We start from the raw sequence: 23,713 nt of genomic DNA, 5'->3' as shown, positions 1-23,713 counted from the left end.
CCTTCGAGCCCGTCCTCACTATGGGAGCGCTCCCACTGGTTCAAGCCTTGACTTCTCCGAGCCGCAAGGAGGAACCAGCACGATGCCCCCGAGAAACAGACGCCCAGCGCGGCGGTTGTGGACCGCTGTCGTGGCGGCCCTCGCGGTCCCCTTGTCGATGCTGGCGGCGAATCCGACTCCCGCGCAGGCAGCGTCAGTTCAGTGCAGTGTGGATTACAAGACCAATGACTGGGGTTCCGGCTTCACGGCCGACCTCACGATCACCAACCGCGGCACGGACGTCATCGACGGCTGGACCCTGACGTACTCCTACGCGGGCAACCAGAAGCTGACGAACGGCTGGAACGGCACCTGGTCCCAGTCCGGCCCGACGGTCACCGTGCACAACGCCTCGTACAACGGCCGGATCGCCGCGGGCGCCGCCGTCTCGACCGGCGCCCAGTTCGCTTACAGCGGCACCAACGCCGCCCCCACCTCCTTCGCGATCAACGGCACCACCTGCACGGGCGCGCACCAGCCACCCATCACGGTGCTGACCAGCCCCGAGCCGGGCGCCGTGTACACGCAGGGCAGCGCGGTGCCGCTCGCGGCCACCGCCGCCGCGGCCGACGACGCCACCATCACCAAGGTGGAGTTCTACGACGACACCACCCTGCTCGGCACGGACACCACCTCGCCGTACTCGCTCTCGGTCTCAAGTTTGACCGTGGGCAGTCATTCCCTGGTGGCCAAGGCGTACGACAGCCTGGGCGCCTCGGCGTCGTCGACACCGGTCGGCATCACGGTCGCCTCGGGACCGGCCGTGGTCGCCACACCGGCCCAACTGCCCGTGCGGCAGGGCCAGTCGGCGACGTTCGACGTGAAGCTGTCGACCCAGCCGTCGTCGAACGTCACCGTCACGACCGCGCGGACGGACGGGAACACCGGCCTGTCGGTCACCGGCGGAGCCTCGCTCACCTTCACGCCGTCGAACTGGGACACCGCGCAGAAGGTGACCATCACCGCCGACTCCTCCGGCACCGGCGCGGCCACCTTCGAGTCGACGGCGCCCGGGCACGGCAAGGCCACGGTCACGGCCACGCAGATCGCCGCGACCAAGGAGTACGACGCCCGCTTCCTGGAGCTCTACGGGAAGATCACCGACCCGGCGAACGGCTACTTCTCCCCCGAGGGCATCCCCTACCACTCGGTGGAGACACTGATCGTCGAGGCGCCGGACCACGGCCACGAGACCACGTCGGAGGCATACAGCTACCTGCTGTGGCTGCAGGCCATGTACGGCAAGGTGACGGGCGACTGGTCCCGCTTCAACGGCGCCTGGGATCTGATGGAGACGTACATGATCCCGACCCACGCCGACCAGCCGACCAACTCCTTCTACACCCCGTCCAAGCCGGCCACCTACGCGCCCGAGCACGATCTGCCGAGCCAGTACCCGGCCCAGCTCGACGCCGGCGTCTCCGTCGGCCAGGACCCGATCGCGGCCGAGCTGGAGAGCGCGTACGGCACCGACGACGTCTACGGCATGCACTGGCTGCAGGACGTCGACAACGTCTACGGGTACGGCAACTCGCCCGGCAAGTGCGAGGCGGGCCCGGCGGACACCGGACCGTCGTACATCAACACCTTCCAGCGCGGCCCGCAGGAGTCGGTGTGGGAGACCATCCCGCAGCCGACCTGCGACGCCTTCAAGTACGGCGGCCCGAACGGGTACCTCGACCTGTTCACCCGTGACGCCTCCTACGCCAAGCAGTGGAAGTTCACCAACGCCCCGGACGCCGACGCGCGCGCGGTGCAGGCGGCGTACTGGGCGGACCTGTGGGCCGAGGAGCAGGGGCAGGGCTCCGCGGTGGCGGGGACCGTCGCCAAGGCCGCGAAGATGGGCGACTACCTGCGCTACGCCATGTACGACAAGTACTTCAAGAAGATCGGCAACTGCGTGGGGGCCTCGGCCTGCCCTGCGGGCACCGGCAAGGACTCCTCGCACTACCTGCTGTCCTGGTACTACGCCTGGGGCGGCGCCACCGACACCTCGGCGGGCTGGGCCTGGCGCATCGGCTCCAGCCACGCGCACGGCGGCTACCAGAACCCGATGGCCGCGTACGCGCTCAGCGAGTATCCCGACCTGAAGCCCAAGTCGGCGACCGGGCAGGCGGACTGGGCGAAGTCCCTCGACCGGCAGCTGGAGTTCTACCGCTGGCTGCAGTCGGCGGAGGGCGCCATCGCGGGCGGGGCGACCAACAGCTGGCAGGGGCGGTACGCCACCCCACCGGCCGGCAAGTCGACCTTCTACGGCATGTACTACGACGACAAGCCCGTCTACCACGACCCGCCGTCCAACCAGTGGTTCGGCTTCCAGGCGTGGTCGATGGAACGCGTCGCCGAGTACTACCAGCAGTCGGGTGACGCGGACGCCAAGGAGGTGCTCGACAAGTGGGTCGACTGGGCGCTGTCCGAGACGACCGTCAACCCGGACGGCACCTACCTGATCCCGTCCACCCTCCAGTGGTCGGGCCAGCCCGACACCTGGAACGCGGCCAACCCGGGCGCCAACAACGGGCTGCACGTCACCGTCGCCGACTACACCAACGACGTCGGTGTGGCGGCCGCGTACGCCAAGACCCTGACGTACTACGCCGACCGCTCCGGCGACACCGAGGCGGCGGCAACGGCGAAGGCGCTGCTCGACGGCATGTGGGACAACCACCAGGACGCGCTCGGCATCGCCGTGCCGGAGACCCGCGCCGACTACAACCGCTTCGACGACGCCGTGTACGTCCCGAGCGGGTGGAGCGGCACCATGCCGAACGGTGACGTGATCAACTCGTCGTCGACCTTCGAGTCGATCCGGTCGTTCTACGAGGACGATCCTGCGTGGTCGAAGATCGAGAGTTATCTGGCGGGTGGTGCGGCGCCCTCGTTCACGTACCACCGGTTCTGGGCTCAGGCGGACATCGCGCTGGCCATGGGCTCGTATGCGGAGTTGCTGGAGTAGCGGTTCGCAGAGCGTTGTGGGGGCGCGGGGCGTACGGCGGCTGCGGGTTGTTTGTGGCTGGTCGCGCAGTTCCCGCGCCCCTTCAGGGGCGTTGTCACCACCCCTTTTGAAGAAGGGACCCTTCGTGCGCAGAACCCGTATCCTCACGGCCGTGCTTGCGCTCACGGCCGGGCTCCTCGCGGGCGGCCCGCCCGCACTCGCGGCCGAGAGCGAAAAGGTCGCCCTGTCCGCCGACACCTACACCTGGAAGAACGCTCGTATCGACGGCGGCGGCTTCGTCCCCGGCATCGTGTTCAACCGGACCGAGAAGAACCTCGCCTACGCCCGCACGGACATCGGCGGCGCCTATCGCTGGGCCGAGTCGTCGAAGACCTGGACCCCGCTGCTGGACCATGTCGGCTGGGACGACTGGGGCCACACGGGCGTGGTGAGTCTCGCGTCCGACTCCGTCGATCCGGACAGGGTGTACGCGGCGGTCGGCACGTACACCAACAGCTGGGATCCCGGAAACGGGGCGGTGCTGCGCTCCTCGGACCGGGGCGCCAGCTGGCAGAAGACCGACCTGCCGTTCAAGCTGGGCGGCAACATGCCCGGCCGGGGCATGGGTGAGCGCCTCGCGATCGACCCGAACCGGAACAGCGTGCTGTACCTGGGCGCGCCCAGCGGAAAGGGCTTGTGGCGGTCGACGGACTCCGGGGTGACCTGGTCGCAGGTGACGAGCTTCCCGAACCCCGGGAACTATGTGCAGGACCCGAGTGACACCAGCGGTTACGCGTCGGACAACCAGGGCATCGCCTGGGTCACGTTCGACGAGTCGACCGGTACGGCGGGCAACGCCACCCGGACCGTCTACGTCGGCGTCGCCGACAAGGACAACGCCGTGTACCGCTCGACGGACGCGGGCGCGACCTGGCAGCGGCTCGCCGGTCAGCCGACCGGGTATCTGGCGCACAAGGGCGTCCTGGACGCCGAGAACGGTTACCTGTATCTCGCCTACAGCGACAAGGGCGGCCCCTACGACGGCGGCAAGGGCCGACTCTGGCGGTACGCCACCGCGACCGGCGCCTGGACCGACATCAGCCCGGTCGCGGAGGCCGACACGTACTACGGCTTCAGCGGTCTGACCGTCGACCGGCAGAACCCGGGCACGGTGATGGCGACGGCGTACAGCTCCTGGTGGCCGGACACCCAGATCTTCCGCTCCACCGACAGCGGCGGCACCTGGACCAGGGCCTGGGACTACACGTCGTACCCCAACCGCTCGAACCGCTACACGATGGACGTCTCGTCCTCCCCGTGGCTGACCTGGGGCGCGAACCCCTCGCCGCCGGAACAGACGCCGAAACTCGGCTGGATGACCGAGGCGCTGGAGATCGACCCGTTCGACTCCGACCGCATGATGTACGGCACGGGTGCGACGATCTACGGCACGGAGAACCTCACGAACTGGGACAGCGGCAGCACCTTCACCATCAAACCCATGGTGCAGGGGCTGGAGGAGACGGCGGTCCTCGACCTCGCCTCTCCCCCGTCGGGCGCACCCCTGCTCAGCGCCCTGGGCGACATCGGCGGCTTCCGGCACACGGATCTCACCAAGGTCCCGCCGATGATGTACACCTCCCCCAACTTCACCTCGACGACCAGCCTGGACTTCGCCGAGAGCAACCCGAACACGGTCGTGCGGGTCGGCAACCTGGACTCCGGGCCGCACGTCGCCTTCTCGACGGACAACGGGGCCAACTGGTTCGCCGGGACCGACCCTTCGGGCGTGAGCGGCGGCGGCACGGTCGCGGCGGCGGCCGACGGGAGCCGGTTCGTGTGGAGCCCGGAGGGTGCGGGCGTGCACTACGCGACCGGATTCGGCTCGTCCTGGGCCGCGTCCAGCGGCATCCCGGCGGGCGCGATCGTCGAGTCCGACCGGGTGGACCCGAAGACCTTCTACGGCTTCAAGTCCGGGAAGTTCTACGTCAGCACGGACGGCGGCGCGACCTTCACGGCGTCGTCGGCCAGTGGCCTGCCCAGCGGTGACAGCGTCCGCTTCAAGGCGCTGCCCGGCACCGAGGGCGACATCTGGCTGGCGGGCGGCGCACTGGACGGGGCGTACGGACTGTGGCGGTCCACCGACGGCGGGGCGAGCTTCACCAAGCTGCCGAACGTCGAGCAGGCCGACACCGTCGGCTTCGGCAAGGCGGCGCCCGGAGCCTCGTACCAGACGCTCTACACCAGCGCGAAGATCGGCGGCGTGCGGGGCATCTTCCGGTCGACCGACCAGGGCGCGTCCTGGACCCGGATCAACGACGACGCCCATCAGTGGGGTTGGACCGGTGCGGCGATCACGGGTGATCCGCGGGTGTACGGCCGGGTGTACGTGGCGACCAACGGCCGTGGGGTGATCTACGGCGACACCTCCGACAGCGGCGGCGGTACCGACCCCCCGCCGGCGCCGACCGGCGCGTGCACGGTGACGTACAAGGTCACCAACCAGTGGTCGGGCGGCTTCCAGGCGGACGTGCAGCTCACCAACTCGGGATCGAGCGGCTGGAGTGGCTGGTCACTGGGCTGGTCCTTCGCGGACGGGCAGAAGATCTCGCAGCTGTGGAACGCCGACTTCACACAGTCGGGAGCGGCCGTGACGGTGAAGAACGTCGGCTGGAACGCCAACGTGGCGCCCGGTTCGTCGGTGAGCTTCGGCTTCACGGGGAGCTGGTCGGGCACGAACGGCAATCCGACGGCTTTCCAGCTCGGTGAAAGCTCCTGCACGGTGGTCTGACGCTCCGCGCAGGGCGAACCGGAGGGCGCGTGCATACCGCACGCGCCCTCCGGGCTCTCTGCCCGAGCTCAGCCCCTGATCAGCTGGGGCATCGCCGGCACGGTTCCGGCACGGTCGTCCCGGTCGTCGTCGCGGTCGTCCTGGTCGTCCTGGTCGTCGTCCCGGTCGTCGCACTCGCCGCCCCGGTCGTCGTCCCGGTCGTCCCGGTCGTCGTTGCTGTCGTCGCGGTCGTCGTTGCTGTCGTCGCGGTCGTCGTTGCTGTCGTCCCGGTCGTCGCGGTCGTCCTGCGCGTCGTCGTCGGCGCACTCCTGGCCGTTGGGCGTGTTCTCCTGATCGTCGGTCAGGTCGACGTCCTGCTCGTCCTCCTGGGCATCGTCGTCCGTGCCGGAGCCCACACTGGTCGTCGGTACCACCTGCGGCTCCTGCTCGTCGGCAGTCCCGCCGCAGGCGGTCAGCCCGCCCACAAGGGCGGCCGCGACAGCAGCAGCGACGATGGTGCGCTTCATGGCGTCCTCCACCTTCAGGTTGTCCGTCTTTCGACGTGTCCAACCTGCCGAAGCCAGGTGCAGCGCACGCCCAGCGCAGACACAGCGAACGGACAGCGTTCGTCCAACTCACCCGAGGTCGCCGTCCGTGCACCCCGCCGGGTCAGGGCGTATGGACGGCAGGCCTCGGCGCCGTCGGCATCCCGCTCCCGATGAAGAAGCTCGGGTGGGGCGGCTGGTTGTAGGCGGTGTTCTGCCACGCCAGGGCCACGCGGTACTGGGTGTCGTGCAGCAGGGTCGTGATCCTGGTGTTCGTGTGGTGCGGGGTGGAGTAGATCCGGAGCGCCCGGTTGTCGCTGGTGCGCCAGACGACCTCCTCACGCCAGTCGCCCAGGATGTCGCCGGAGAGGGCCGGGGTCGACTTGGTGCCGTTGTTCGACGAGACGCCGGAGCCGGTCAGCAGGCGGGTGTCGGAGGAGGTGCCGTACTTGTCGATGCGGGTGCCGTCGAGGAGCTCGCGGACCGGGTCGGCGTCCCACCAGCTGACGAAGTTGATGCTGGACGGCTCGCGGCCGAGCGAGGCGCCGGTCGCCGAGCGCAGGGTGGTGTCCCTGGCCGACCAGGACTCGGCGCCCGCCGAGCCCGCGTGGACGTCGGCGGAGACACCGCGGCCGTTGTCGCCGCCGGACGCGGTCTGCCACAGGATCTGGCCGGTGCGGGCGTCGGCCATCCAGGAGCCGGGCTTGGAGGAGTCCTCGGAGACCTTGAAGTACTCCAGGCCCGGGCGGGCCGGGTTGAGGTCGCCGACGTGGCCCGCGTCGCCGTGGCCGAGCTTCGTCGTCCACAGGCCCCAGCCGTTGTCGTCGACGGTCATCGCGCCGTAGACGATCTCGTCCCTGCCGTCGGCGTCCACATCGGCGACGGACAGGCTGTGGTTGCCCTGGCCGTCGTAGCCCTTGCCCGCGTTGGTGGAGGAGTTGGTGTCGAAGGTCCAGCGACGGGTGAAGGACCCGTCGCGCCAGTCCCAGGCGGCGATGACGGTACGCGTGTAGTAGCCCCGTGCCATGATCAGCGACGGCCGGGCGCCGTCCAGGTAGGCGGTTCCGGCGAGGAAACGGTCGACGCGGTTGCCGTAGGAGTCGCCCCAGGAGGAGACATTGCCGCGGGCCGGGACGTAGCCGACGGTCTGCATGGCCTTGCCGGTCTGGCCGTTGAACATGGTCAGGTACTCGGGCCCGGACAGCACGTAGCCCGACGAGTTGCGGTGGTCGGCCGAGGAACTGCCGATCACCGCGCCCGTGCCGTCCCGCGTGCCGTCGGCGGTCTTCATGGCGACCTCGGCCTTGCCGTCGCCGTCGTAGTCGTACGCCTGGAACTGCGTGTAGTGCGCGCCGGAGCGGATGTTGCGGCCCAGGTCGATGCGCCACAGCCGGGTGCCGTCGAGCTTGATGCCGTCGACGATGGTGTTGCCGGTGTAGCCGGACTGGGAGTTGTCCTTGGCGTTGGTGGGCTGCCACTTGAGGACGAAGTCGAGGGCGCCGTCGCCGTCGAGGTCGGCGACCGAGGCGTCGTTGGCCTCGTAGGTGTAGGCGACCCCGTCGGGGGTCGTGCCGCCGGCGGGTGGGGTCAGGGGCACGTCCTTGTAGCCGCCGCGGAACTGGACGGCGTGCACGGAGTCGCCCTGCTCGACGCCGTTCACCACCGCGCGGACCGTGTAGTCGGCGTGGGACGGGGCGCCGGAGTGGAAGAAGTTGGTGGAGCCGGTGATCGGGGTCGCGTTGACCTTGGTACCGGCGCGGTAGACGTTGAAGGAGACGTTGCCGGGATCGGTTCCGAGCCAGCGCCAGCTGACCAGGTTGCCGCTGCCGGTGTGGACGCTGACCACGCCCCGGTCGAGCTGCTCCACCTGACGGGCGGTGGCGGCCTCGGCGGAGTCCGTGCCGAGGACGGTCAGTCCACCGCCGACCAGGGTGAGGGCGGCGGCCGTGGTGGCGAGGGCGGCGGTGGTACGGCGTCTGCGGTGCCTGTGCGGGTGCGTCATGCGCCATGCCTCCCGGTGAGGGCGGACGGGTTGTCGTCTTTCAGTCGCCGCCGGGGGGTCGTGCGTTGCCGTGGGTCCGGGCGATCCTGTCGCGCGGTTCGGCGGGCGCCAGGACCTCGATGCCGGACCGCGCCGCGCCCGGGGCCTTCGTCGTCCTGTTGGCAGCTCACGTGCCGGACTTGGAGGCGTACTCAGGCGGCCTTCCGGAAGGCGCGGAGCGTGAACCACGGGTCCGGGCGCGGGCGGTCCTGGTCGGGGAGTTCGGCGAGGCGGGTGGCGAAGCCGTCGGCGAGGGGGTGGCCGGGCGGCAGGGTGACGAACCAGCCGCGGCGCAGGTCGGCGATGGTGCGGCGGGGGCTGCGGCCCTGGCCCCGGCCGGGGAAGCGGGTCAGCCCGGCGGGCAGCAGGCCGTGTGCGGCGGCGTACGACTCGACGGCCGACGACGTGTCCACCGCGGGGCTGCGGGGGCGGGAGGCGAGGATGGCGTCGATGTCACTGCCGACGTTGTGGGCGGCGGCCTTGTCGACCGTCGTGACATAGACGCCACCGGGGCGCAGCACGCGGGCGCACTCGCCGACGGCGGCCCTGACGTGCTCCGGCCGTTGCAGCAGATGCAGCAGCCACACGCTGGTGACGGCGTCGAACTCCCCGTCGCGGAAGGGCAGTCGGCGGCAGTCGGCGAGGACGACGGCACCGGGCAGCCGGGCGGCGGCGTGCCGGGCCATGGCGTACGTCAGGTCGACGCCCGTCACCCGCATCCCGGCCCGGGCCGCCGCGAGCCGCCGGGTCACGATGCCGGTCCCGCAGGCCACGTCGAGCAGTCTGCGCGTCTGCCGCGGTACGAGGCTCAGCACGCCCTCCGCGGCGGCCGCCGCCCTGGGCTCGCCGCCCCGGGAGGCGTCGTAGCACTCGGCCTCGGCGGTGTAGTCCAGCACCGTGCGCTCAGCCGGCGCCGTGCGCCGGGGCGAGGGCCTCCACCCGCTCGGCGAGCCCGAGGTCCAGCTCCGTCACCTTGCCGCCGACGCTGTGCGTGGTGACGGTGAGGGAGACGGTGTTGTAGCCGAGGGTCAGGTCGGAGTGGTGGTTGAGCTCCTCCTGGACCTGGGCGATGTGCACGACCAGGGCCGTCGCCGCGAGGTGCGAGCCGAGCCGGTAGGAGCGGGTGAGCCGGTCCCCGTCGAGCGACCAGCCGGGCAGCCCCGCCAGCCGGTCCTCGACCTCCTTCTGCGACAGCGGTTCGACGGGCATGAGCTCGCTCCCTTCGTGGATGTCGCGTACCCGCTCAGCGTGCCACAGGCGGGCGGCGCGGCGCTGGTCAGAAGGGTCCCTGATCGGGAGCGGCCAAAAGAGGACATGTCCCCCGGAGGGGGACGCACCGGCCGCGAGGTCGTCCGCGAGCACCGCGATCCGGTCCCGGCCCTCGATCCGCCGCACCCACGCGTGCGGCAGGCCCACGTCGCCGTACCGGGCGCCGAGGATGTTGCCGCAGAGAGAGCCGGTGGAGTCGCTGTCGCCCGAGCGGTTGACGGCGAGCAGCAGGGCGTCCTCGACGCGGTGCGCGGCCAGCGCGCAGCAGACGCCGGTGGCCGGGGCCTCCTCGGCGACCCAGCCCGCGCCGAGCCGCTCCACCGTCTCCGCGCTCGGACTGCCCTCGTCGGCCAGGGTGAGCGCGCCCTCCAGGGCGGCCGTGGTCTCCTCGTGGCCGGGGTGGCGGGCGGGCAGGCGCAGGGCGCGGAGCACGGCGCCCTCGACGGAGTCGCCCGCCACGACGTACGTCACGATCGCGGCCAGCGCACCGGCCGCGTAGTAGCCGGTCGGGTGACCGTGGGTGATCTGGGCACAGCGCGCGGCGAGCCCGAAGGCCCGGTCGGCGGGCGCACCGGTCAGCCCGAAGGGCGCCGACCGCACGACGGCACCGCACCCCTTGGAGTCGGGGTTGACCGGCCCGGGCGGACCGAGCTCGGCCCACGGCAGCGGGACGCGCTCCATCACCTGCGCGCCCAGATGGAGCGGCAGCTCGCGCTCCACCGCTCGGCGGCGCTGCGGGAGTGGTACGAGGAGGTTGCCGCGTACCCGGTTCCCGAGTCGGCGCCGGCGGCGAACCGGTCGAGCGCATCCCCTACTTCGCGCTGCCGATGCGGGTCGAGCACGGGGCCGCACGCTGTCCTTCATCTCGTCGGTCGCCACGTTCGACACCCCCATGGACGTGACCGTCGCCGAGCCGGCCATCGAGACGCTGCTCCCGGCCGACCCGGCGACGGCCGAGTACTTCACTCACTGCTGCCCTGACTCGAGTGGCGCAGGCCGCATCGCCGAACCCGTGAGACCGTAAGCGGAACATGACACACTGCACGCGTGCTTTCGGCGCGTAGGGGAGGCGTGGCGTGAGTGAACGGCGGGCCGCGCCCACCGTGGGGCAGGTGGTGCTCGGAAAGCGGCTGCAGGAGCTCCGGGAGGCAGCCGGTCTCAAGCGGGAGCAGGCCGCACGGGTCCTGCGGGTGGCCCCGGCGACCGTACGGCGTATGGAGACGGCCGAGGTCACGCTGAGGATTCCGTACCTGCAGATCCTGCTGCCCGCCTACGGCGTCCCCGAGGACGAGGTGGCGGCGTTCGTCGCGCTGGCCGAGGAGGCGAACCAGCCGGGCTGGTGGCAGCGGTTCAGCGATGTGCTGCCGGACTGGTTCAGCCTGTTCGTCAGCCTGGAGGGCGCCGCCCGGCTGATCCGTTCCTACGAGCCGCACTTCGTGCCCGGACTGCTCCAGACCGAGGACTACGCCCGTGCCGTACTGGAGGCGGGGACGATCGGGCAGTCGGGCGGCCAGGAGATGATCGAACGGCACGTCTCCCTGCGCATGGCCCGGCAGGAGCTGCTGCGCCGCCCCAACCCGCCGCACCTGTGGGTGATCATGGACGAGACGGTCGTGCGCCGCCCGGTCAGCACCCGCCCCGAGGTCATGGGCGCCCAGTTGGACCGGCTGCTGGAGGCCGCCGAGAGCGACCGGGTCACGCTCCAGGTCGCCGAGTTCGCCAGGGGCCCGCATCCGGGGACGTACGCGCCCTTCTGCCTGTTCCGCTTCGCCGAGCCGGAACTGCCGGACATGGTCTTCACCGAGTACCTGACCGGCGCGCTGTACCTCGACTCCCGCAGCGAGGTCTCCGCGCATCTGGAGGTGCTGGACCACATGACCGCGCACGCCGCGTCGGCGCAGCGCACCAAGAAGATCCTGCGGGAGTGCCGCGGGAACTTCTGACGCACACCCTCAGCACCCCCTGACACAGGACGAGGAGACCCGGCGCGCCGGCACGCCGTTCTTCCCCCGCTCACTCGCCGAGTTCGCGCGCTTCTTCCACGGCCTCGAACTGCTCGGCCCCGGCATCATCCCCGTCCACGGCTGGCGACCGGAGCCGGAGGATGTCGCCACGCAGGCGGAGGGCATCGTACCGGTGTACGCGGGCGTGGCCCGCAAGCTCTGACGGTGGGCAGGGCTCGCGGAAGTGGCCCCAAGCCTCGATCGGTGGGCGGGGCCCGCGAGCATCACTCACAAGCCCCGACCTGAGGGCGACGCTCGCACGCCCCGACCGCCAGGCGGGACCTGCGGGCGCGGGCCCACACGCCCTGACCGGCAGGCGGGACGCGCAGCACACCCAGGCCTGACCGCCAGCCGGAAGCCGCGGGCGCGGGCCCACACGCCCTGACCGGCAGGCGGGACGCGCAAGCGGCGCCCGCAGGCCCGGCCGCCAGGCGGAACGCAAGCCCCGACCGGTGGGCGGGGTCTACGCCGCCCCGCCCTTGGTGTCCTTCTCGTCGTCGACGATCTCCGCGTCGACCACGCCCTCCTCGTCCTGCGGTGCGGTGCGCTCCCCGGTGGTTCCCTCCGTCGGGGGCTGCTGGGCCTGCGCGTACATGGCCTGGCCCATCTTCTGGCTGACGGTGGCGAGTTTCTCGACGCCGGTGCGCAGTTCGCTGGTCTCGGCGTTGCGCTCCAGCGACTGCTTGAGGTCCGTGATCGCCGACTCGACCTCCGACTTGGTGTCGGCCGGGACGCGCTCCTCGTTCTCGCGGAGGAACTTCTCCGTCTGGTAGACGAGTTGCTCGGCCTGGTTGCGGGTCTCGGCGGCCTCGCGGCGTTTGCGGTCCTCCTCGGCGTACTGCTCGGCCTCCCGCATCATGCGGTCGATGTCCTCCTTCGGCAGGGCCGAGCCGCCGGTCACCGTCATCTTCTGTTCGCGGCCCGTGGCCAGGTCCTTCGCGGAGACGTGCATGATCCCGTTGGCGTCGATGTCGAACGCCACCTCGATCTGCGGCACGCCCCGCGGTGCGGGCGGCAGGCCGGTGAGGTCGAAGGTGCCGAGCTTCTTGTTGTACGCGGCGATCTCGCGTTCGCCCTGGTAGACCTGGATGCCGACCGAGGGCTGGTTGTCGGTGGCGGTGGTGAAGATCTCCGAACGCCGGGTCGGGATCGTGGTGTTGCGTTCGATGAGCTTCGTCATGATGCCGCCCTTGGTCTCGATGCCCAGGGACAGCGGGGTCACGTCGAGGAGCAGCACGTCCTTGACGTCGCCGCGGATGACGCCGGCCTGCAGGGCGGCGCCCACGGCGACCACCTCGTCCGGGTTGACGCCCTTGTGCGGGTCCTTGCCGGTGAGTTCCTTGACGAGGTCGGTGACGGCGGGCATCCGGGTGGAGCCGCCGACGAGGATGACGTGGTCGATCGCGGAGAGCTTGATGCCGGCGTCCTTGACCGCCTGGTGGAAGGGGGTCTTGCAGCGGTCGAGGAGGTCGGCGGTGAGCTCCTGGAACTGGGCGCGGGTGAGCTTCTCCTCCAGGTGCAGGGGGCCTTCGGCGGAGGCGGTGATGTACGGCAGGTTGATCGACGTCTCCGACGAGCTGGACAGCTCGATCTTGGCCTTCTCGGCGCCCTCGCGGAGCCGCTGGAGCGCCATCTTGTCGTTGCCGAGATCGATGCCGTACTGCCCCTTGAAGCGCTTGACGAGGTACTCGACGATCCGCTGGTCCCAGTCGTCGCCGCCCAGGTGGGTGTCGCCGTTGGTGGCCTTCACCTCGATCACGCCGTCGCCGATTTCCAGGAGCGAGACGTCGAAGGTGCCGCCGCCGAGGTCGAAGACGAGGACGGTCTGCTCCTCACCCCGGTCGAGGCCGTAGGCGAGGGCGGCGGCGGTGGGCTCGTTGATGATCCGCAGCACCTTCAGGCCCGCGATCTCCCCGGCCTCCTTCGTCGCCTGCCGCTGGGCGTCGTCGAAGTAGGCGGGCACGGTGATCACCGCGTCCGTGACGTCCTCGCCGAGATAGGCCTCGGCGTCCCGCTTCAGCTTCTGCAGCACCCGTGCCGACAGCTCCTGGGCCCGGTAGCGGGTGCCGTCGATGGAGCCCTCCTCGGGGAACCGCCAGTTCGGGTCGCCCATGTGCCGCTTGACGGAGCGCGCGGTGCGCTCGACGTTCGTCACGGCCTGCCGTTTGGCGACCTCGCCGACGAGTACCTCGCCGTTCTTGGCGAAGGCCACGACCGATGGTGTGGTCCTGGCCCCCTCCGCGTTGGCGACGACCGTGGGTTCGCCGCCCTCCAGGACGGCCACCACCGAGTTCGTGGTCCCGAGATCGATACCGACCGCGCGTGCCATCGCTGTCCCCTTCCGCCAGGGAGCCTCTCGATGTCCAGCACAAAACTTGAGTGGGCTCTTGTCAATGGGGCCCTTGGTCATTCAGGTACATACCCGGGCAGGGCCCGATCAGTCCGTGGAGGCTGCCGGGCGGAAGGGGTGCGGCGGACCAGAGACGGGCCCTGGGCGGCACTTTCATCGCCGCACCCCAGCGGAGCGCCTAGGCGAGCTTCGCCGACAAGGTGATCGGGACGGCCTTCAGGGCCTGGCTGACCGGGCAGTTCGCCTTGGCGTCCTCGGCGGCGGCGACGAACGCGTCGTTGTCCAGGCCGGGAACCGTGCCCTCGACGGTGAGGTGGATGCCGGTGATGCCCTCACCGGGCTGGAACGTCACGTCGGCCGAGGTGACGAGCTTGGTGGGCGGGTTGCCGGCGCCGGTCAGACCGTGCGACAGCGCCATGGAGAAGCAGCTGGAGTGGGCGGCGGCGATCAGCTCCTCGGGGCTGGTCTTGCCGTTGGCCTGCTCGGCGCGCGACGGCCATGACACCGGCTGCTGGCCGATGCCGGAGGAGTCGAAGGTGACGACGCCGCTGCCCTCGAGCAGGTTGCCTTCCCAGACGGTGTGTGCGGAGCGCGTGGTTGCCACGGTTGTTCCTTTCGCATGCTCTGGATGCGACCCCGTCTCCGGGGTTCTCGGCCCCTATCCGATCACATTCCGGCTCACCGCACGCGGAACACCGGTCCACGCGCGATGAACGGGAGCCGGGCGCCTTGGGGAATCAGATACGCGTGCTCGCGCCGCACTCGCAGTGCCTCGCACCAGCCGTCGGTGATCACCAGCACCGGCGCGCCCGGCGGGAAGTCCTCCGCCCGGTGCAGCAGATCGATCCGGGCTGCAGGACCGTACCGCCGCGCCCGTGCACCCGTACCCTCCCGGCGATCCCGGTGACGGGCAGATGGCCCGCGTCGTGTGCGACCGCGTCGCAGAGGACGACCCGCGCGGCCGGTACGTCACGGGCGTCGGCGTACGAGTGATCGGGCCGGTCGGTGAGGTGGTCCAGGATCCACGGGTGGATCCCGTTGTTGGCCGCCCACACCAGCCCGTCCTTCGGGGCCGGTCCGGCGGTCCAGGATCAGCGAGTAGAACGCCTTCTGCGCATCCGGTGTGGCCGCGTTCAGCTCGTCAGGAACAGGCAGTACGGCTCGTCGCGGGCGATCGCCTCCGGTGGGCAGAACACCGACCGTCCGTCGCGGATTGCGGCACGCCGATCAGGTCCTCGGGCGCCGGCTGCGTACCGAGCAGGCCCACGCACTGCAGACCCAGCGACTCGCGCGAACTCCCGCACCGGCCGCACGGTCGCGAGACCGAGCAGCAGTTCGGGTATGCGGGCGGGTGTGACGGTGACGGCAGCCTGCAAAGCAGGGGTTCAGTACGACTGCGGCGGCGCAGCCGATTCTCAGGCCGCCCGCTCCTCCGGCTCCGCCTCGATCGGCACCTGCGGCCCCGCCGTCTCACGCAGCCAGCGGCGCAGCACGCGGTGCACCTGCTCGGCGCCCACCAGTTCCTCCCCCTCGTCCACGGGCGCGGAGCAGGCCAGCGGCGACAGCAGGAACGGTTTGGCCTGGGCGCCGCCGAGTCCGCCGTGCGAGCCGATCTGCTCCTCGAAGGCGAGGACTTCGCCGTCGGCGGGGTCGTGGAAGGAGTTGACCATGATGTCGGCGGTGTGCGGAAAGGAGTGCGTCCGGCGCACGGCCCGGGCGGCACCGGGCCCTAACCCGGCGAGCGGCCCGGGGTGTTCGTCGTCGAGCTCGTCGACCGGGACCTCGGCGCCGTTCGCGCCGAGCACCACCCCGCCGTGCTCCTCGCTGCGCACGAGCAGGAAGCCGATGCCGGGGTGGTTGGCGAGGGTCGGCAGCAGCGCAGGGTGGCGGGCGTCGATCTCCTCTCTGCTCATCCGGTGGGGCACGTCCGGGAAGGAGATCAGGCCCAGATTGCCGGAGGCCAGCACGATCGGCTCCGAGCGGCGCGCGGGGCGGCGCTGCTCGTGCTCCTCCTCCACCGGCCTGTGCAGGGCGGCCCGGACGGCCGCGCGGGCCTCGGCGCCGCTGCGGGTGCGGCGGGCCCGGCGTGGCACGGGCAGCCCGCAGCCGGCCCGGACCAGGTCGCCGAGGGTGAGGCCGTAACGGGCGCGGAACGTCTCGCCGGGGCTTTGGCCGTGGTCGGACAGGACGACGATCCGGTACGGGCGGGGAGCGTGCTCGGCGACCTTCTCGATCAGCGCGAGCGCCCGGTCGAGGCGTTCGAGGACCTTCTCGGCGTCCCGGCTCGTCGGCCCGGAGTGGTGCGCCACCTCGTCGTACGCGACCAGGTCGGCGTAGACGGCGGTGCGCCCGGCGAGCAGGTCGCCCATCACCGCGGCGACGACGACGTCCCGTTCGACGACGGTCGCGAAGGCGCGGACGAACGGGTAGAGGCCGCCGCGGGAGACACGCGGACGGACCTTGTGCAGGCGGGCCCGGGTGGACTGGCAGATCTCGCGGCCGACCTCGGCGACGAAGGACAGGGCGGTGCGCACGGCGTTGGCCGGGTCGGAGAAGTAGGCGAAGTAGCCCGCGCGGGAGCGGTTCTCACGGCTGCGGCGGCGGGTGGCGATGGACAGCACGAGGGCCTGTTCGTCGGCGCCGCCGCTGAACAGGTTGCCGCGGCTGGCGCCGTCGACGGTGAGCAGTCCGCCGTCGCCGGTGCGTTCGACGGCGCGGCGCTGGAGTTCGGCGGCGCTGGTCGGCCGGTTGCTGACCATCACCTCCTGGGTGTCCTTCTCGTACCAGCGGAAGGCGGGGACGTCGAACGTGCTGCCGTGCAGAATGCCGAGCTGGCTGGCGCCGGTCTGGCTGGACCAGTCGGTGCGCCAGGGGGTGAGGCGGTGGGTGGGGCGGCCGGGGCCGTCGGCGGTTGCGTAGCCGAGCCAGCGGGCGACGGTCGGCATCAGCCCCTTGCCGACGGCCGCCGTCAGCACGTCGTGCCCGACGCCGTCGAGCTGGACGAAGACGGTGCCGGGCGTGACGGGGCCGGGTGGCAGGGCGCGGTGGCGCCGGTCGGCGAGGCGGTACAGGCGGCGCCGGTAGGCGTCGTCGTCGCGGACGGCGAGGGCGGCGCCGGTGGCGGAGGCGACGGCGGACATCGCGGCGGCGACCACCACCGCGGTCTCCGGCTCGACCGCGCCGCGTTCGGCGGGGTTCAGGCGCAGTGCGACGAGGAGCAGCGCGCCGTTGAGGAAGAACACCAGCAGCCCGAGCACGAGCGCGGGAACGAGCAGCAGGAGCCGTACGAGCAGCGGCCAGACCACGGCGGACAGCAGGCCGAAGGCACCGGCCGCGAACGCGGCGGTCACGGCGATGGTGGTGGCGCTGTCGCCGTCGGCGCTCTGCAACTGGAAGTCGGGCAGGATCCCGGCGAGCACGAGCATGGTGACCGTGCTGACGGCCCACACCGCGACGCTCCGCCCCACCTGGCTGACGACCCGCCGCCAACGCCCTCCGAGCACCCCCGCACACCTCACGTCCCGGCCCGCCGCCGGAGCAGGCCTGCGTCGTCCAGATTGTCACAACGCGTGCCGGAACCGATGGGTGCCCGGATGCGACGAACCGTCAGCGCCCGTCGTACCCGGCCGTCGGCATCGACAGCCGCCGATGGACCCGTGCCTTCATCTGCGCGTCGTACGACGGCTCGGCCCGCCCCACCGTCTCCACCCGCACGCCCCGCCGGGCGCACTCCGCGGTGAACTCCTCGACGTCCGACAGCGCGCTCTCCAGCACGCGGCGGCTCGGCGCCACGAAGACGTCCCGCCCTGGCCGTACGCCGTCCCACAGGGCGCAGTGGTCGGGGCGCAGCCCGCACACCAGTAACTGCCGGGCGACGACGTACCCCCGTTCCGCGGCCCACCGCGCGCACATCGCGTGCTGGCTGCGGGAGTCGACCAGGAAGGGGTCCGCGTCCAGTTCCGCAAGCGGCGTGAGACTGGCGATCGCCGTGACGCGCAGTGCTCCCATGGCGCCCCCTTCACCTCCGGGTTTCGCCGCCGACCCTACTCCTGCCCGTAGGCTTCGGGGAGCGGCGCGAAGGAGGCAAAGAGGTGCCGGTGGAGATCACCTGGTGGGGGCACGCCACCTGCACGATCACGGACTCGAACATACGCGCGCTCACCGATCCCCTGTTCGCCCGCAGGCTCGCCCATCTGCGCCGCCGCCGCGGCGCGCTCCCCCCGCACGACGCGTGGCGCGCGGACGTCGCCCTGGTCTCCCACCTGCATGCCGACCACCTCCATGTGCCGTCGCTGGCCCGGCTCGCGCCCGGCACGCGCCTGCTCGTACCCCGGGGCGCACCCCGGGCGGTACCGGCGCTGCGCCGGCTCACCCATCTGCGCCTGACCGAGATGGCGCCCGGTGACGCCACCCGGGTGGCCGGTCTGACCGTACGGGCCGTGCCCGCGCGGCACGACGGACGGCGGCTGCCGATCGGCCCGCACCGCTGTCCCGCCCTCGGCTATGTCATCGAGGGCGAGGCCCGCACCTACTTCGCCGGGGACACCGGGCTGTTCGACACGATGGCGGCGGAGGTCGGGCCGGTCGACGTGGCGCTGCTGCCGGTCGGCGGCTGGGGGCCGTACCTCGGCCACGGGCACCTGGACCCGGCGCTGGCCGCCGAGGCGCTGGCCCGGCTGGCGCCGCGCAGCGCGGTGCCGGTGCACTTCGGCACGTACTGGCCGATCGGCATGGACGCCGTACGCCCGCACGAGTTCCACGCGCCCGGCGACGAGTTCGTGCGCCTCGCGGCGCGACGGGCGCCGCAGGTGGCGGTACATCTGCTCCGGCACGGGGAGAGAGTGCGCCCGGAGGTCGCCCGGTGAGCTGGCTCGCGGCCGCCACGACGCCCATACCGGCGGAGTCCACGCAGCAGGCGATCGGCTATCCGTCGCTGTTCCTGCTGGTGCTGATCGGGGCGCTGGTGCCGGTCGTGCCGACGGGGGCGCTGGTGAGTTCGGCGGCGGTGGTCGCCTTTCACCAGACGGCGCCGTTCTCGCTGGCACTGGTGTTCGTGACGGCGTCGCTGGCGGCGTTCCTCGGCGACGGCGCGCTGTACTGGCTGGGGCGGCGCGGCCTGGACTCGAAGAACGGCTCGCGCTGGCTGGCGGCGATCCGCGCGCGGGCGCCGGAGGACCGGCTGGCGCGGGCGCAGGAGAAGCTCGCCGCGCACGGGGTCGCCGTGCTGGTGCTGTCCCGGCTGGTGCCGGCGGGCCGACTGCCGGTGATGCTGGCCTGCCTGCTGGCGCAGTGGCCGTTGCGGCGTTTCACCCGCGGCAATCTGCCCGCGTGTCTGGCCTGGGCGGTGACGTATCAGTTGATCGGGATTCTCGGTGGGTCGCTGTTTCCCGAGCCGTGGGAGGGGGTGGTGGCAGTGGTGGCGCTGACGCTGGTCATCAGTGCGATGCCGGGTTTGTGGCGGCGGGTTCGGCAGTGGTCGGCCGGGTGAGTGGGGATCTGCGCCTTCGTTGTGGCCGGTCGCGCCCACGCGGCGGAGCCGCACATTGATACAGCCCCGCGCCCCTTAAGGGGCGTTGCTGTCGAGCACCTTCGAGGATCCGACCGGCAGATCCCACAGGTCCTCCCTGTTCAGCCCCGCCTTCTCCCATGCCGTCCGCACCCGCGTGAGCGGTTCCAGGACCGGCTCCGCCGACAGGACGAACGTCGCCCAGTGCATCGGTGCCATCCGCCGCGCGCCCAGGTCCTGCACAGCCCTCACCGCCTCCTCCGGGTCGCAGTGCACGTCGCTGAGCCACCAGCGCGGGTCGTAGGCGCCGATCGGCATCAGCGCGAGGTCGATGCCGGGGTAGCGGCGGCCGATGCGGGTGAACCAGTGGCCGTATCCCGTGTCGCCCGCGAAGTAGACCCGCCTGCCGTCGGGGTCGGTGAGCACCCAACCGCCCCACAGGGTGCGGCAGGTGTCGGCCAGGGTGCGCTTGGACCAGTGGTGGGCGGGGACGAAGTCGAAGCGGACGCCGTCCAGTTCGGCCGCCTCCCACCAGTCCAGCTCGGTGACGCAGGTGAACCGGCGGCGCTTGAACCAGCGGCCCAGCCCGGCCGGGACGAACACCGGCGTCTCGCGCGGGAGCCTGCGCAACGTGGGGGCGTCCAGGTGGTCGTAGTGGTTGTGGCTGATGACCACCGCGTCGATCCGCGGCAGTGCGCTCCAGGCGACCCCGACCGGCGTGATCCGGGCCGGGGTGCCCAGGATGCGGCGGGACCAGACCGGGTCGGTGAGCACGGTGAGCCCGCCGATGCGCACCACCCAACTGGCGTGTCCCGCCCAGGTGACGGCGACCGTGCGGGCGTCGACGCGGGGCAGCGGGCCGGGCTCGAAGGGCAGCCGGGGGATGTCGGCGAGGCCCTCGCGGCCGGGCCGTACGGCACCCTCGCGGGCGAACCGGGCGAGGGTCTTGATCCCGGGCAGCGGGGCGGTCAGCCGGTCGTGGAAGGTCCGCGGCCACACGCGCCGCTCGCCCAGCGGGCGGGGCTCGGCGAGCGGCGGGAACGGGGGCGGGAGCGGCGACGTCGCCGATGCCGCCGACGGCCTGGCCGCCGGATCGTCGGCCTCCTGGGTGGGCGTGCTCGTGGTCGACTCGGACTGCTGCGTCATCGAGGAGGCTCCCATCGCTGAGCGTCGTCACGGAGATCGTCAAGGACCGACTTCAGGTTGACCAACGCACGTTCCACGTGTGGCAGTTCCAACGGCGCGGGTGAATCGAGGCATTCCGCGCGCTCGGTGTCCGTGCCGCCCAGCAGTGGGCCGGTGGACAGCCGTACGCGCAGTGCGGCCAGGTCGTCGCCGAAGCGGTGGCCGCCCGGCGCGGGCATGCCGAGCCGGGCGGCGAGGAAGTCCTCCAGTTCCTGGGCGTCCCCCACGTCGTGCGCGGCGAGCCCCGAGCGCAGCGGGCCGAGGTCGACGTACAGGTGCCGGCCGGCCTGCGGCGGCCGGCAGAGGGCGCCCGCGGCGACCACGGCGTGGTGCGCGGCCTCGGCCACGCGCGCGTGCAGGCGTACGACGGCGTCCACATGGGCGCCGAGCGGCTCGGCCTCGCCCAGCGCGTAGGTGGCCGCGGCGGCGACCGGTCCGGCGACGCGCGCGCCGAGCGCGGTGAGCACATCCAGCACGCGCGCGTGCAGCCCCGCCTGGGCCCCGCCCTCGGAGAACCGGGCGACGGCGGCGGGCCAGCCGGGCGGCAGCAGGGCACCAGCCAGATCGGTGACGACGGTGACCCCGTCGGGCAGCATCTCGGCGGGGCTGAGCAGCACCGTGTCGTGCGGGGCGTGCAGGGTGTCGCGCCAGGTCTCGTCGCTGACCAGGTGCAGCCCCTCACCGGTGGCGGCCTCGACGGTCTCGTGCAGCATTTCGGGGGGCGCCACCGTGGCCGTCGGGTCGTCGGCGACGGACAGCACCAGCAGCCGCGGATCACCGCCCTCGGCCCGCACCCGGCGCACGGTCTCCAGCAGGGCGTACGGATCCGGTACGCCCCCGCACTCCGCGGACGTCGCCACATGGAACACCGGCCGGCCGAGCAGGCGTGCGTACGGCGCCCACCAGGCGGCACAGGGCCGTGGCACCAGGACGTCACCGCCGAGTGCGGCGGTCAGCGCCAGCAGCAGGGCAGGCGCTCCGGGAGCGGCCACGACATGCTCGGGCCCCGTGGCCAGCCCCCGCCGCTCCCAGTACCCGCAGGCCGCGTCCAGCAGCGCGGCACCGCCGCCCACGGGCTCGCTCCCGGCACGGCCCGCGGCGGCCGCGAGGACGGCGGACAGCTCCGGCAGCACGGGCAGCCCGTCGTCGGGGAGGGGCGGCCCGTAGCGGACGGGGCCGTGGCCCTCCGGTTCCGTCCGCCGCATCCGTACCTCCGCGCAGTCCCTGGTGCCGTGCCGGTGCCGTGTCGCCCGCGGACCGAGTCGGGGCGTCCGATGGTGCGTCGTTCGTACGGTGCCGGTCGTGCTCTCGCGCTCTGCGTACCCAGCCGGACCCCGCCTCAGGCGTCCCCCGGCGTGTCCCTGCGCCACAGCCGGTGCCCGGCGGCACCGAGCGCCCCCGCGATCAGCAGCCCACCGGCGACCAGCGCGGGCACCGAGTCGCTGAAGGCCCCGCCCCCGCCCGCGTGCACCCCGTGCTCCACCGTGGCACCGCCGCACCACTCCGTCGGCTCCGCGCAGGCCGACGTGCCGCCGCCCGCCGCGGGCACGGCGGTGAAGGTCGCGCTCCACGACTTGCCCTGCGCACCGGCCGCCCCAGGGCAGGTGCCGTCCACGGTCCACCCCGAATCCTCGCGGGCGCCGTCCGGACCGGCCGCGAACTCGTCGGCGGCCGCGACGAGGGCGGTCCCCCGATACGCGGGCCCGGCCGCCTCGCCGTCCTCGCCGAACACCCGCTGCAACTGCACCGTGCCCTCGGCGAAGGCCGTGGAGCTCGCCTCGATCACCTCGGGCGGCGCCCCACCGACGGCGTCGCAGACCACGGCCACGGTGACGGTACCGCCCGGCTCGGCGGCGGCAGGCGACACCTCCGCTCCCGGGTCCGCCGAGGCAGGGGGAACGGCCCCGCCCAGAGCGACCCCGGCTATGACGACCACGGACAGGACACGGACGCTGCGCCACATGAGACGGGCTCCTTAGACCGACGAGGGGGCACGAGGCCCGCACCCCCACAGCCATCACAGCCCGCCCGTCAACAGCACGCGCGCCCCCGCACCCCCATGGGCGGCAACCAGACACCCGACCAGGTGAACAACGCCCCTCAGGGGCGCGGGGCTGTATCCATCTGCGGCTCCGCCGCGTGGGCGCGACCAGCCACAACGCACCCGCACCCGGCAGCGTGCAAGCACCCCCTAGGCGGCCCCCCGCATCACTTCCTCCCGCACCCGATCACACGACCGGCTGAGCAACCGGGACACATGCATCTGCGAAATGCCCAACTGCTCGGCGATCCGGCTCTGCGTCATGTCCCGGAAGAACCGCATGTAGAGAATCGCCCGCTCCCGCTCCGGCAACGCCGCCAGCCGTGGCTTCACCGCCTCCCGGTCCACCACCGTGTCCAGCGCGGGATCCGCCGAGCCGAGCGCGTCGCCGAGCGAGTACCCGTCCTCACTGCCCGGCAGCTCCGCGTCCAGCGACAACGCGCTGAAGCTCTCCAGCGCCTCCAGCCCGGCCCGCACGTCCTCCTCGCTCATGTCGGCATGCCCGGCGATCTCGGCCACACTCGGCTGCCGCCCGGAAGCACCGGCCCCCTGGACGCCCGCCGACAGCTCCTGCACGGCGATCCGCACCCGATTGCGCAGGTCCTGCACCCGGCGCGGCACATGCAGCGTCCACATGTGATCCCGGAAGTGCCGCTTGATCTCGCCGGTGACCGTGGGCACGGCATAGCTCTCGAACGCGTTGCCGCGCGCGGGGTCGTACCGGTCGACGGCCTTGACCAGCCCGAGGGCGGCGACCTGGCGCAGGTCCTCGTAGCTCTCGCCGCGGCTGCGGAACCGTCCGGCCAGCCGTTCCGCCATGGGCAGCCAGGCCTCGACGATCTCGTCGCGCAGCGCGTCGCGCTCGGGTCCGTCGGGCAGTTCGGTGAGGCGGCGGAAGGCGTCGGCGGTGTCGGGTGCGTCGTCGTGGGGGTGGTGCTCGGCGCTCGCTGGGGTGGTTCGCATGGTGCGTCGCAACTCCCTGGGAAGTGCTGTGCGTTGGACGGTCACCGTGGGAGCGCGTGCACGGTG

At 72.1% G+C, this 23,713-nt stretch carries 17 protein-coding genes and 5 pseudogenes; 7 read left to right on the top strand and 15 right to left on the bottom strand.

Going from position 1 to position 23,713, the window contains the following annotated elements; genetic code table 11:
- The first annotated feature begins 82 nt into the window (after nucleotides 1–82).
- Nucleotides 83–2,995 carry a glycoside hydrolase family 48 protein gene (locus KWI83_RS00585; RefSeq protein ID WP_218512225.1) on the top strand — a complete coding sequence of 971 codons (2,913 nt, stop codon included), beginning with the start codon at nucleotides 83–85 and terminating at the stop codon, nucleotides 2,993–2,995.
- Between the two features lie 124 nt (nucleotides 2,996–3,119).
- Nucleotides 3,120–5,765 carry a cellulose binding domain-containing protein gene (locus KWI83_RS00580; RefSeq protein ID WP_218512224.1) on the top strand — a complete coding sequence of 882 codons (2,646 nt, stop codon included), beginning with the start codon at nucleotides 3,120–3,122 and terminating at the stop codon, nucleotides 5,763–5,765.
- Nucleotides 5,766–5,833: 68 nt separating this feature from the next.
- Here KWI83_RS00580 and KWI83_RS00575 read toward each other — a convergent pair whose 3' ends face one another.
- From KWI83_RS00575 to KWI83_RS00555, 5 genes and pseudogenes are all read right to left on the bottom strand, one after another.
- The gene (locus KWI83_RS00575) at nucleotides 5,834–6,271 is read right to left on the bottom strand and encodes a hypothetical protein (RefSeq protein WP_218512223.1); all 438 of its coding nucleotides are present in this window, start codon (nucleotides 6,269–6,271) and stop codon (nucleotides 5,834–5,836) included.
- Between the two features lie 142 nt (nucleotides 6,272–6,413).
- On the bottom strand, nucleotides 6,414–8,291 hold the full coding sequence (locus KWI83_RS00570) for a rhamnogalacturonan lyase (RefSeq protein ID WP_218512222.1): 1,878 nt from the start codon (nucleotides 8,289–8,291) through the stop codon (nucleotides 6,414–6,416).
- A 191-nt stretch (nucleotides 8,292–8,482) separates the two neighbouring features.
- A complete protein-coding gene (locus KWI83_RS00565) occupies nucleotides 8,483–9,226 on the bottom strand; it encodes a class I SAM-dependent methyltransferase (protein WP_218512221.1) in 744 nt (247 codons plus the stop codon).
- Nucleotides 9,227–9,233: 7 nt separating this feature from the next.
- Complete coding sequence (locus KWI83_RS00560; protein WP_218512695.1) at nucleotides 9,234–9,539, bottom strand: 4a-hydroxytetrahydrobiopterin dehydratase; 306 nt, start codon at nucleotides 9,537–9,539, stop codon at nucleotides 9,234–9,236.
- 129 nt (nucleotides 9,540–9,668) lie between these two features.
- A pseudogene (locus tag KWI83_RS00555) lies at nucleotides 9,669–10,271 on the bottom strand (ADP-ribosylglycohydrolase family protein); the annotation flags it as partial.
- A 9-nt stretch (nucleotides 10,272–10,280) separates the two neighbouring features.
- On the opposite strand from KWI83_RS00555, the pseudogene KWI83_RS38010 reads away from it, so the two are divergent.
- The 3 genes and pseudogenes from KWI83_RS38010 to KWI83_RS00545 all read left to right on the top strand — a co-directional run.
- Nucleotides 10,281–10,623 (top strand): annotated as a pseudogene (locus tag KWI83_RS38010) (hypothetical protein); the annotation flags it as partial.
- 52 nt (nucleotides 10,624–10,675) lie between these two features.
- Nucleotides 10,676–11,542: a helix-turn-helix transcriptional regulator gene (locus KWI83_RS00550; RefSeq protein WP_218512220.1), complete on the top strand. Its 867-nt coding sequence runs from the start codon at nucleotides 10,676–10,678 to the stop codon at nucleotides 11,540–11,542.
- A 31-nt stretch (nucleotides 11,543–11,573) separates the two neighbouring features.
- Nucleotides 11,574–11,765: pseudogene (locus KWI83_RS00545) on the top strand (SAM-dependent methyltransferase); the annotation flags it as partial.
- 300 nt (nucleotides 11,766–12,065) lie between these two features.
- Here KWI83_RS00545 and dnaK read toward each other — a convergent pair.
- The 6 genes and pseudogenes from dnaK to KWI83_RS00515 all read right to left on the bottom strand — a co-directional run bounded on the left by dnaK (nucleotide 12,066) and on the right by KWI83_RS00515 (nucleotide 17,960).
- Nucleotides 12,066–13,931: a molecular chaperone DnaK gene (gene dnaK, locus KWI83_RS00540; protein ID WP_218512219.1), complete on the bottom strand. Its 1,866-nt coding sequence runs from the start codon at nucleotides 13,929–13,931 to the stop codon at nucleotides 12,066–12,068.
- A gap of 199 nt (nucleotides 13,932–14,130) precedes the next feature.
- The gene (locus KWI83_RS00535; protein ID WP_218512218.1) at nucleotides 14,131–14,556 is read right to left on the bottom strand and encodes an OsmC family protein; all 426 of its coding nucleotides are present in this window, start codon (nucleotides 14,554–14,556) and stop codon (nucleotides 14,131–14,133) included.
- A gap of 74 nt (nucleotides 14,557–14,630) precedes the next feature.
- Nucleotides 14,631–14,941: pseudogene (locus KWI83_RS00530) on the bottom strand (hypothetical protein); the annotation flags it as partial.
- A pseudogene (locus tag KWI83_RS00525) lies at nucleotides 14,933–15,328 on the bottom strand (MoxR family ATPase); the annotation flags it as partial. The pseudogenes KWI83_RS00530 and KWI83_RS00525, both read right to left, overlap by 9 nt.
- 39 nt (nucleotides 15,329–15,367) lie before the next feature.
- Nucleotides 15,368–17,455 (bottom strand): phage holin family protein, encoded by a 2,088-nt coding sequence (locus KWI83_RS00520; RefSeq protein ID WP_308121956.1) that lies wholly within the window; start codon nucleotides 17,453–17,455, stop codon nucleotides 15,368–15,370.
- Between the two features lie 103 nt (nucleotides 17,456–17,558).
- Nucleotides 17,559–17,960 carry a hypothetical protein gene (locus KWI83_RS00515; RefSeq protein ID WP_218512217.1) on the bottom strand — a complete coding sequence of 134 codons (402 nt, stop codon included), beginning with the start codon at nucleotides 17,958–17,960 and terminating at the stop codon, nucleotides 17,559–17,561.
- Nucleotides 17,961–18,043: 83 nt separating this feature from the next.
- Here KWI83_RS00515 and KWI83_RS00510 point away from each other — a divergent pair, with 83 nt between their 5' ends.
- Nucleotides 18,044–18,817 carry an MBL fold metallo-hydrolase gene (locus KWI83_RS00510; RefSeq protein ID WP_218512216.1) on the top strand — a complete coding sequence of 258 codons (774 nt, stop codon included), beginning with the start codon at nucleotides 18,044–18,046 and terminating at the stop codon, nucleotides 18,815–18,817.
- Nucleotides 18,814–19,440: a DedA family protein gene (locus KWI83_RS00505; RefSeq protein ID WP_218512215.1), complete on the top strand. Its 627-nt coding sequence runs from the start codon at nucleotides 18,814–18,816 to the stop codon at nucleotides 19,438–19,440. The genes KWI83_RS00510 and KWI83_RS00505 overlap by 4 nt, the downstream gene beginning before the upstream one ends.
- Before the next feature lie 75 nt (nucleotides 19,441–19,515).
- On the opposite strand, the gene KWI83_RS00500 is transcribed toward KWI83_RS00505, so the two are convergent.
- The 4 genes from KWI83_RS00500 to KWI83_RS00485 all read right to left on the bottom strand — a co-directional run bounded on the left by KWI83_RS00500 (nucleotide 19,516) and on the right by KWI83_RS00485 (nucleotide 23,647).
- Complete coding sequence (locus KWI83_RS00500) at nucleotides 19,516–20,604, bottom strand: MBL fold metallo-hydrolase (RefSeq protein WP_218512214.1); 1,089 nt, start codon at nucleotides 20,602–20,604, stop codon at nucleotides 19,516–19,518.
- Nucleotides 20,601–21,848 (bottom strand): aminotransferase class I/II-fold pyridoxal phosphate-dependent enzyme, encoded by a 1,248-nt coding sequence (locus KWI83_RS00495; RefSeq protein WP_218512213.1) that lies wholly within the window; start codon nucleotides 21,846–21,848, stop codon nucleotides 20,601–20,603. The genes KWI83_RS00500 and KWI83_RS00495 overlap by 4 nt, the downstream gene beginning before the upstream one ends.
- A gap of 134 nt (nucleotides 21,849–21,982) precedes the next feature.
- Nucleotides 21,983–22,606: a hypothetical protein gene (locus KWI83_RS00490; protein WP_218512212.1), complete on the bottom strand. Its 624-nt coding sequence runs from the start codon at nucleotides 22,604–22,606 to the stop codon at nucleotides 21,983–21,985.
- A gap of 228 nt (nucleotides 22,607–22,834) precedes the next feature.
- Complete coding sequence (locus tag KWI83_RS00485) at nucleotides 22,835–23,647, bottom strand: RNA polymerase sigma factor SigF (RefSeq protein ID WP_218512211.1); 813 nt, start codon at nucleotides 23,645–23,647, stop codon at nucleotides 22,835–22,837.
- Between the last annotated feature and the right edge of the window lie 66 nt (nucleotides 23,648–23,713).

Source organism: Streptomyces sp. TRM70350 (assembly GCF_019219825.1).
Lineage (GTDB): Bacteria > Actinomycetota > Actinomycetes > Streptomycetales > Streptomycetaceae > Streptomyces.
Note: the sequence above shows the minus strand (reverse complement) of the source record. Positions and strands in the feature narration are given on the sequence as shown.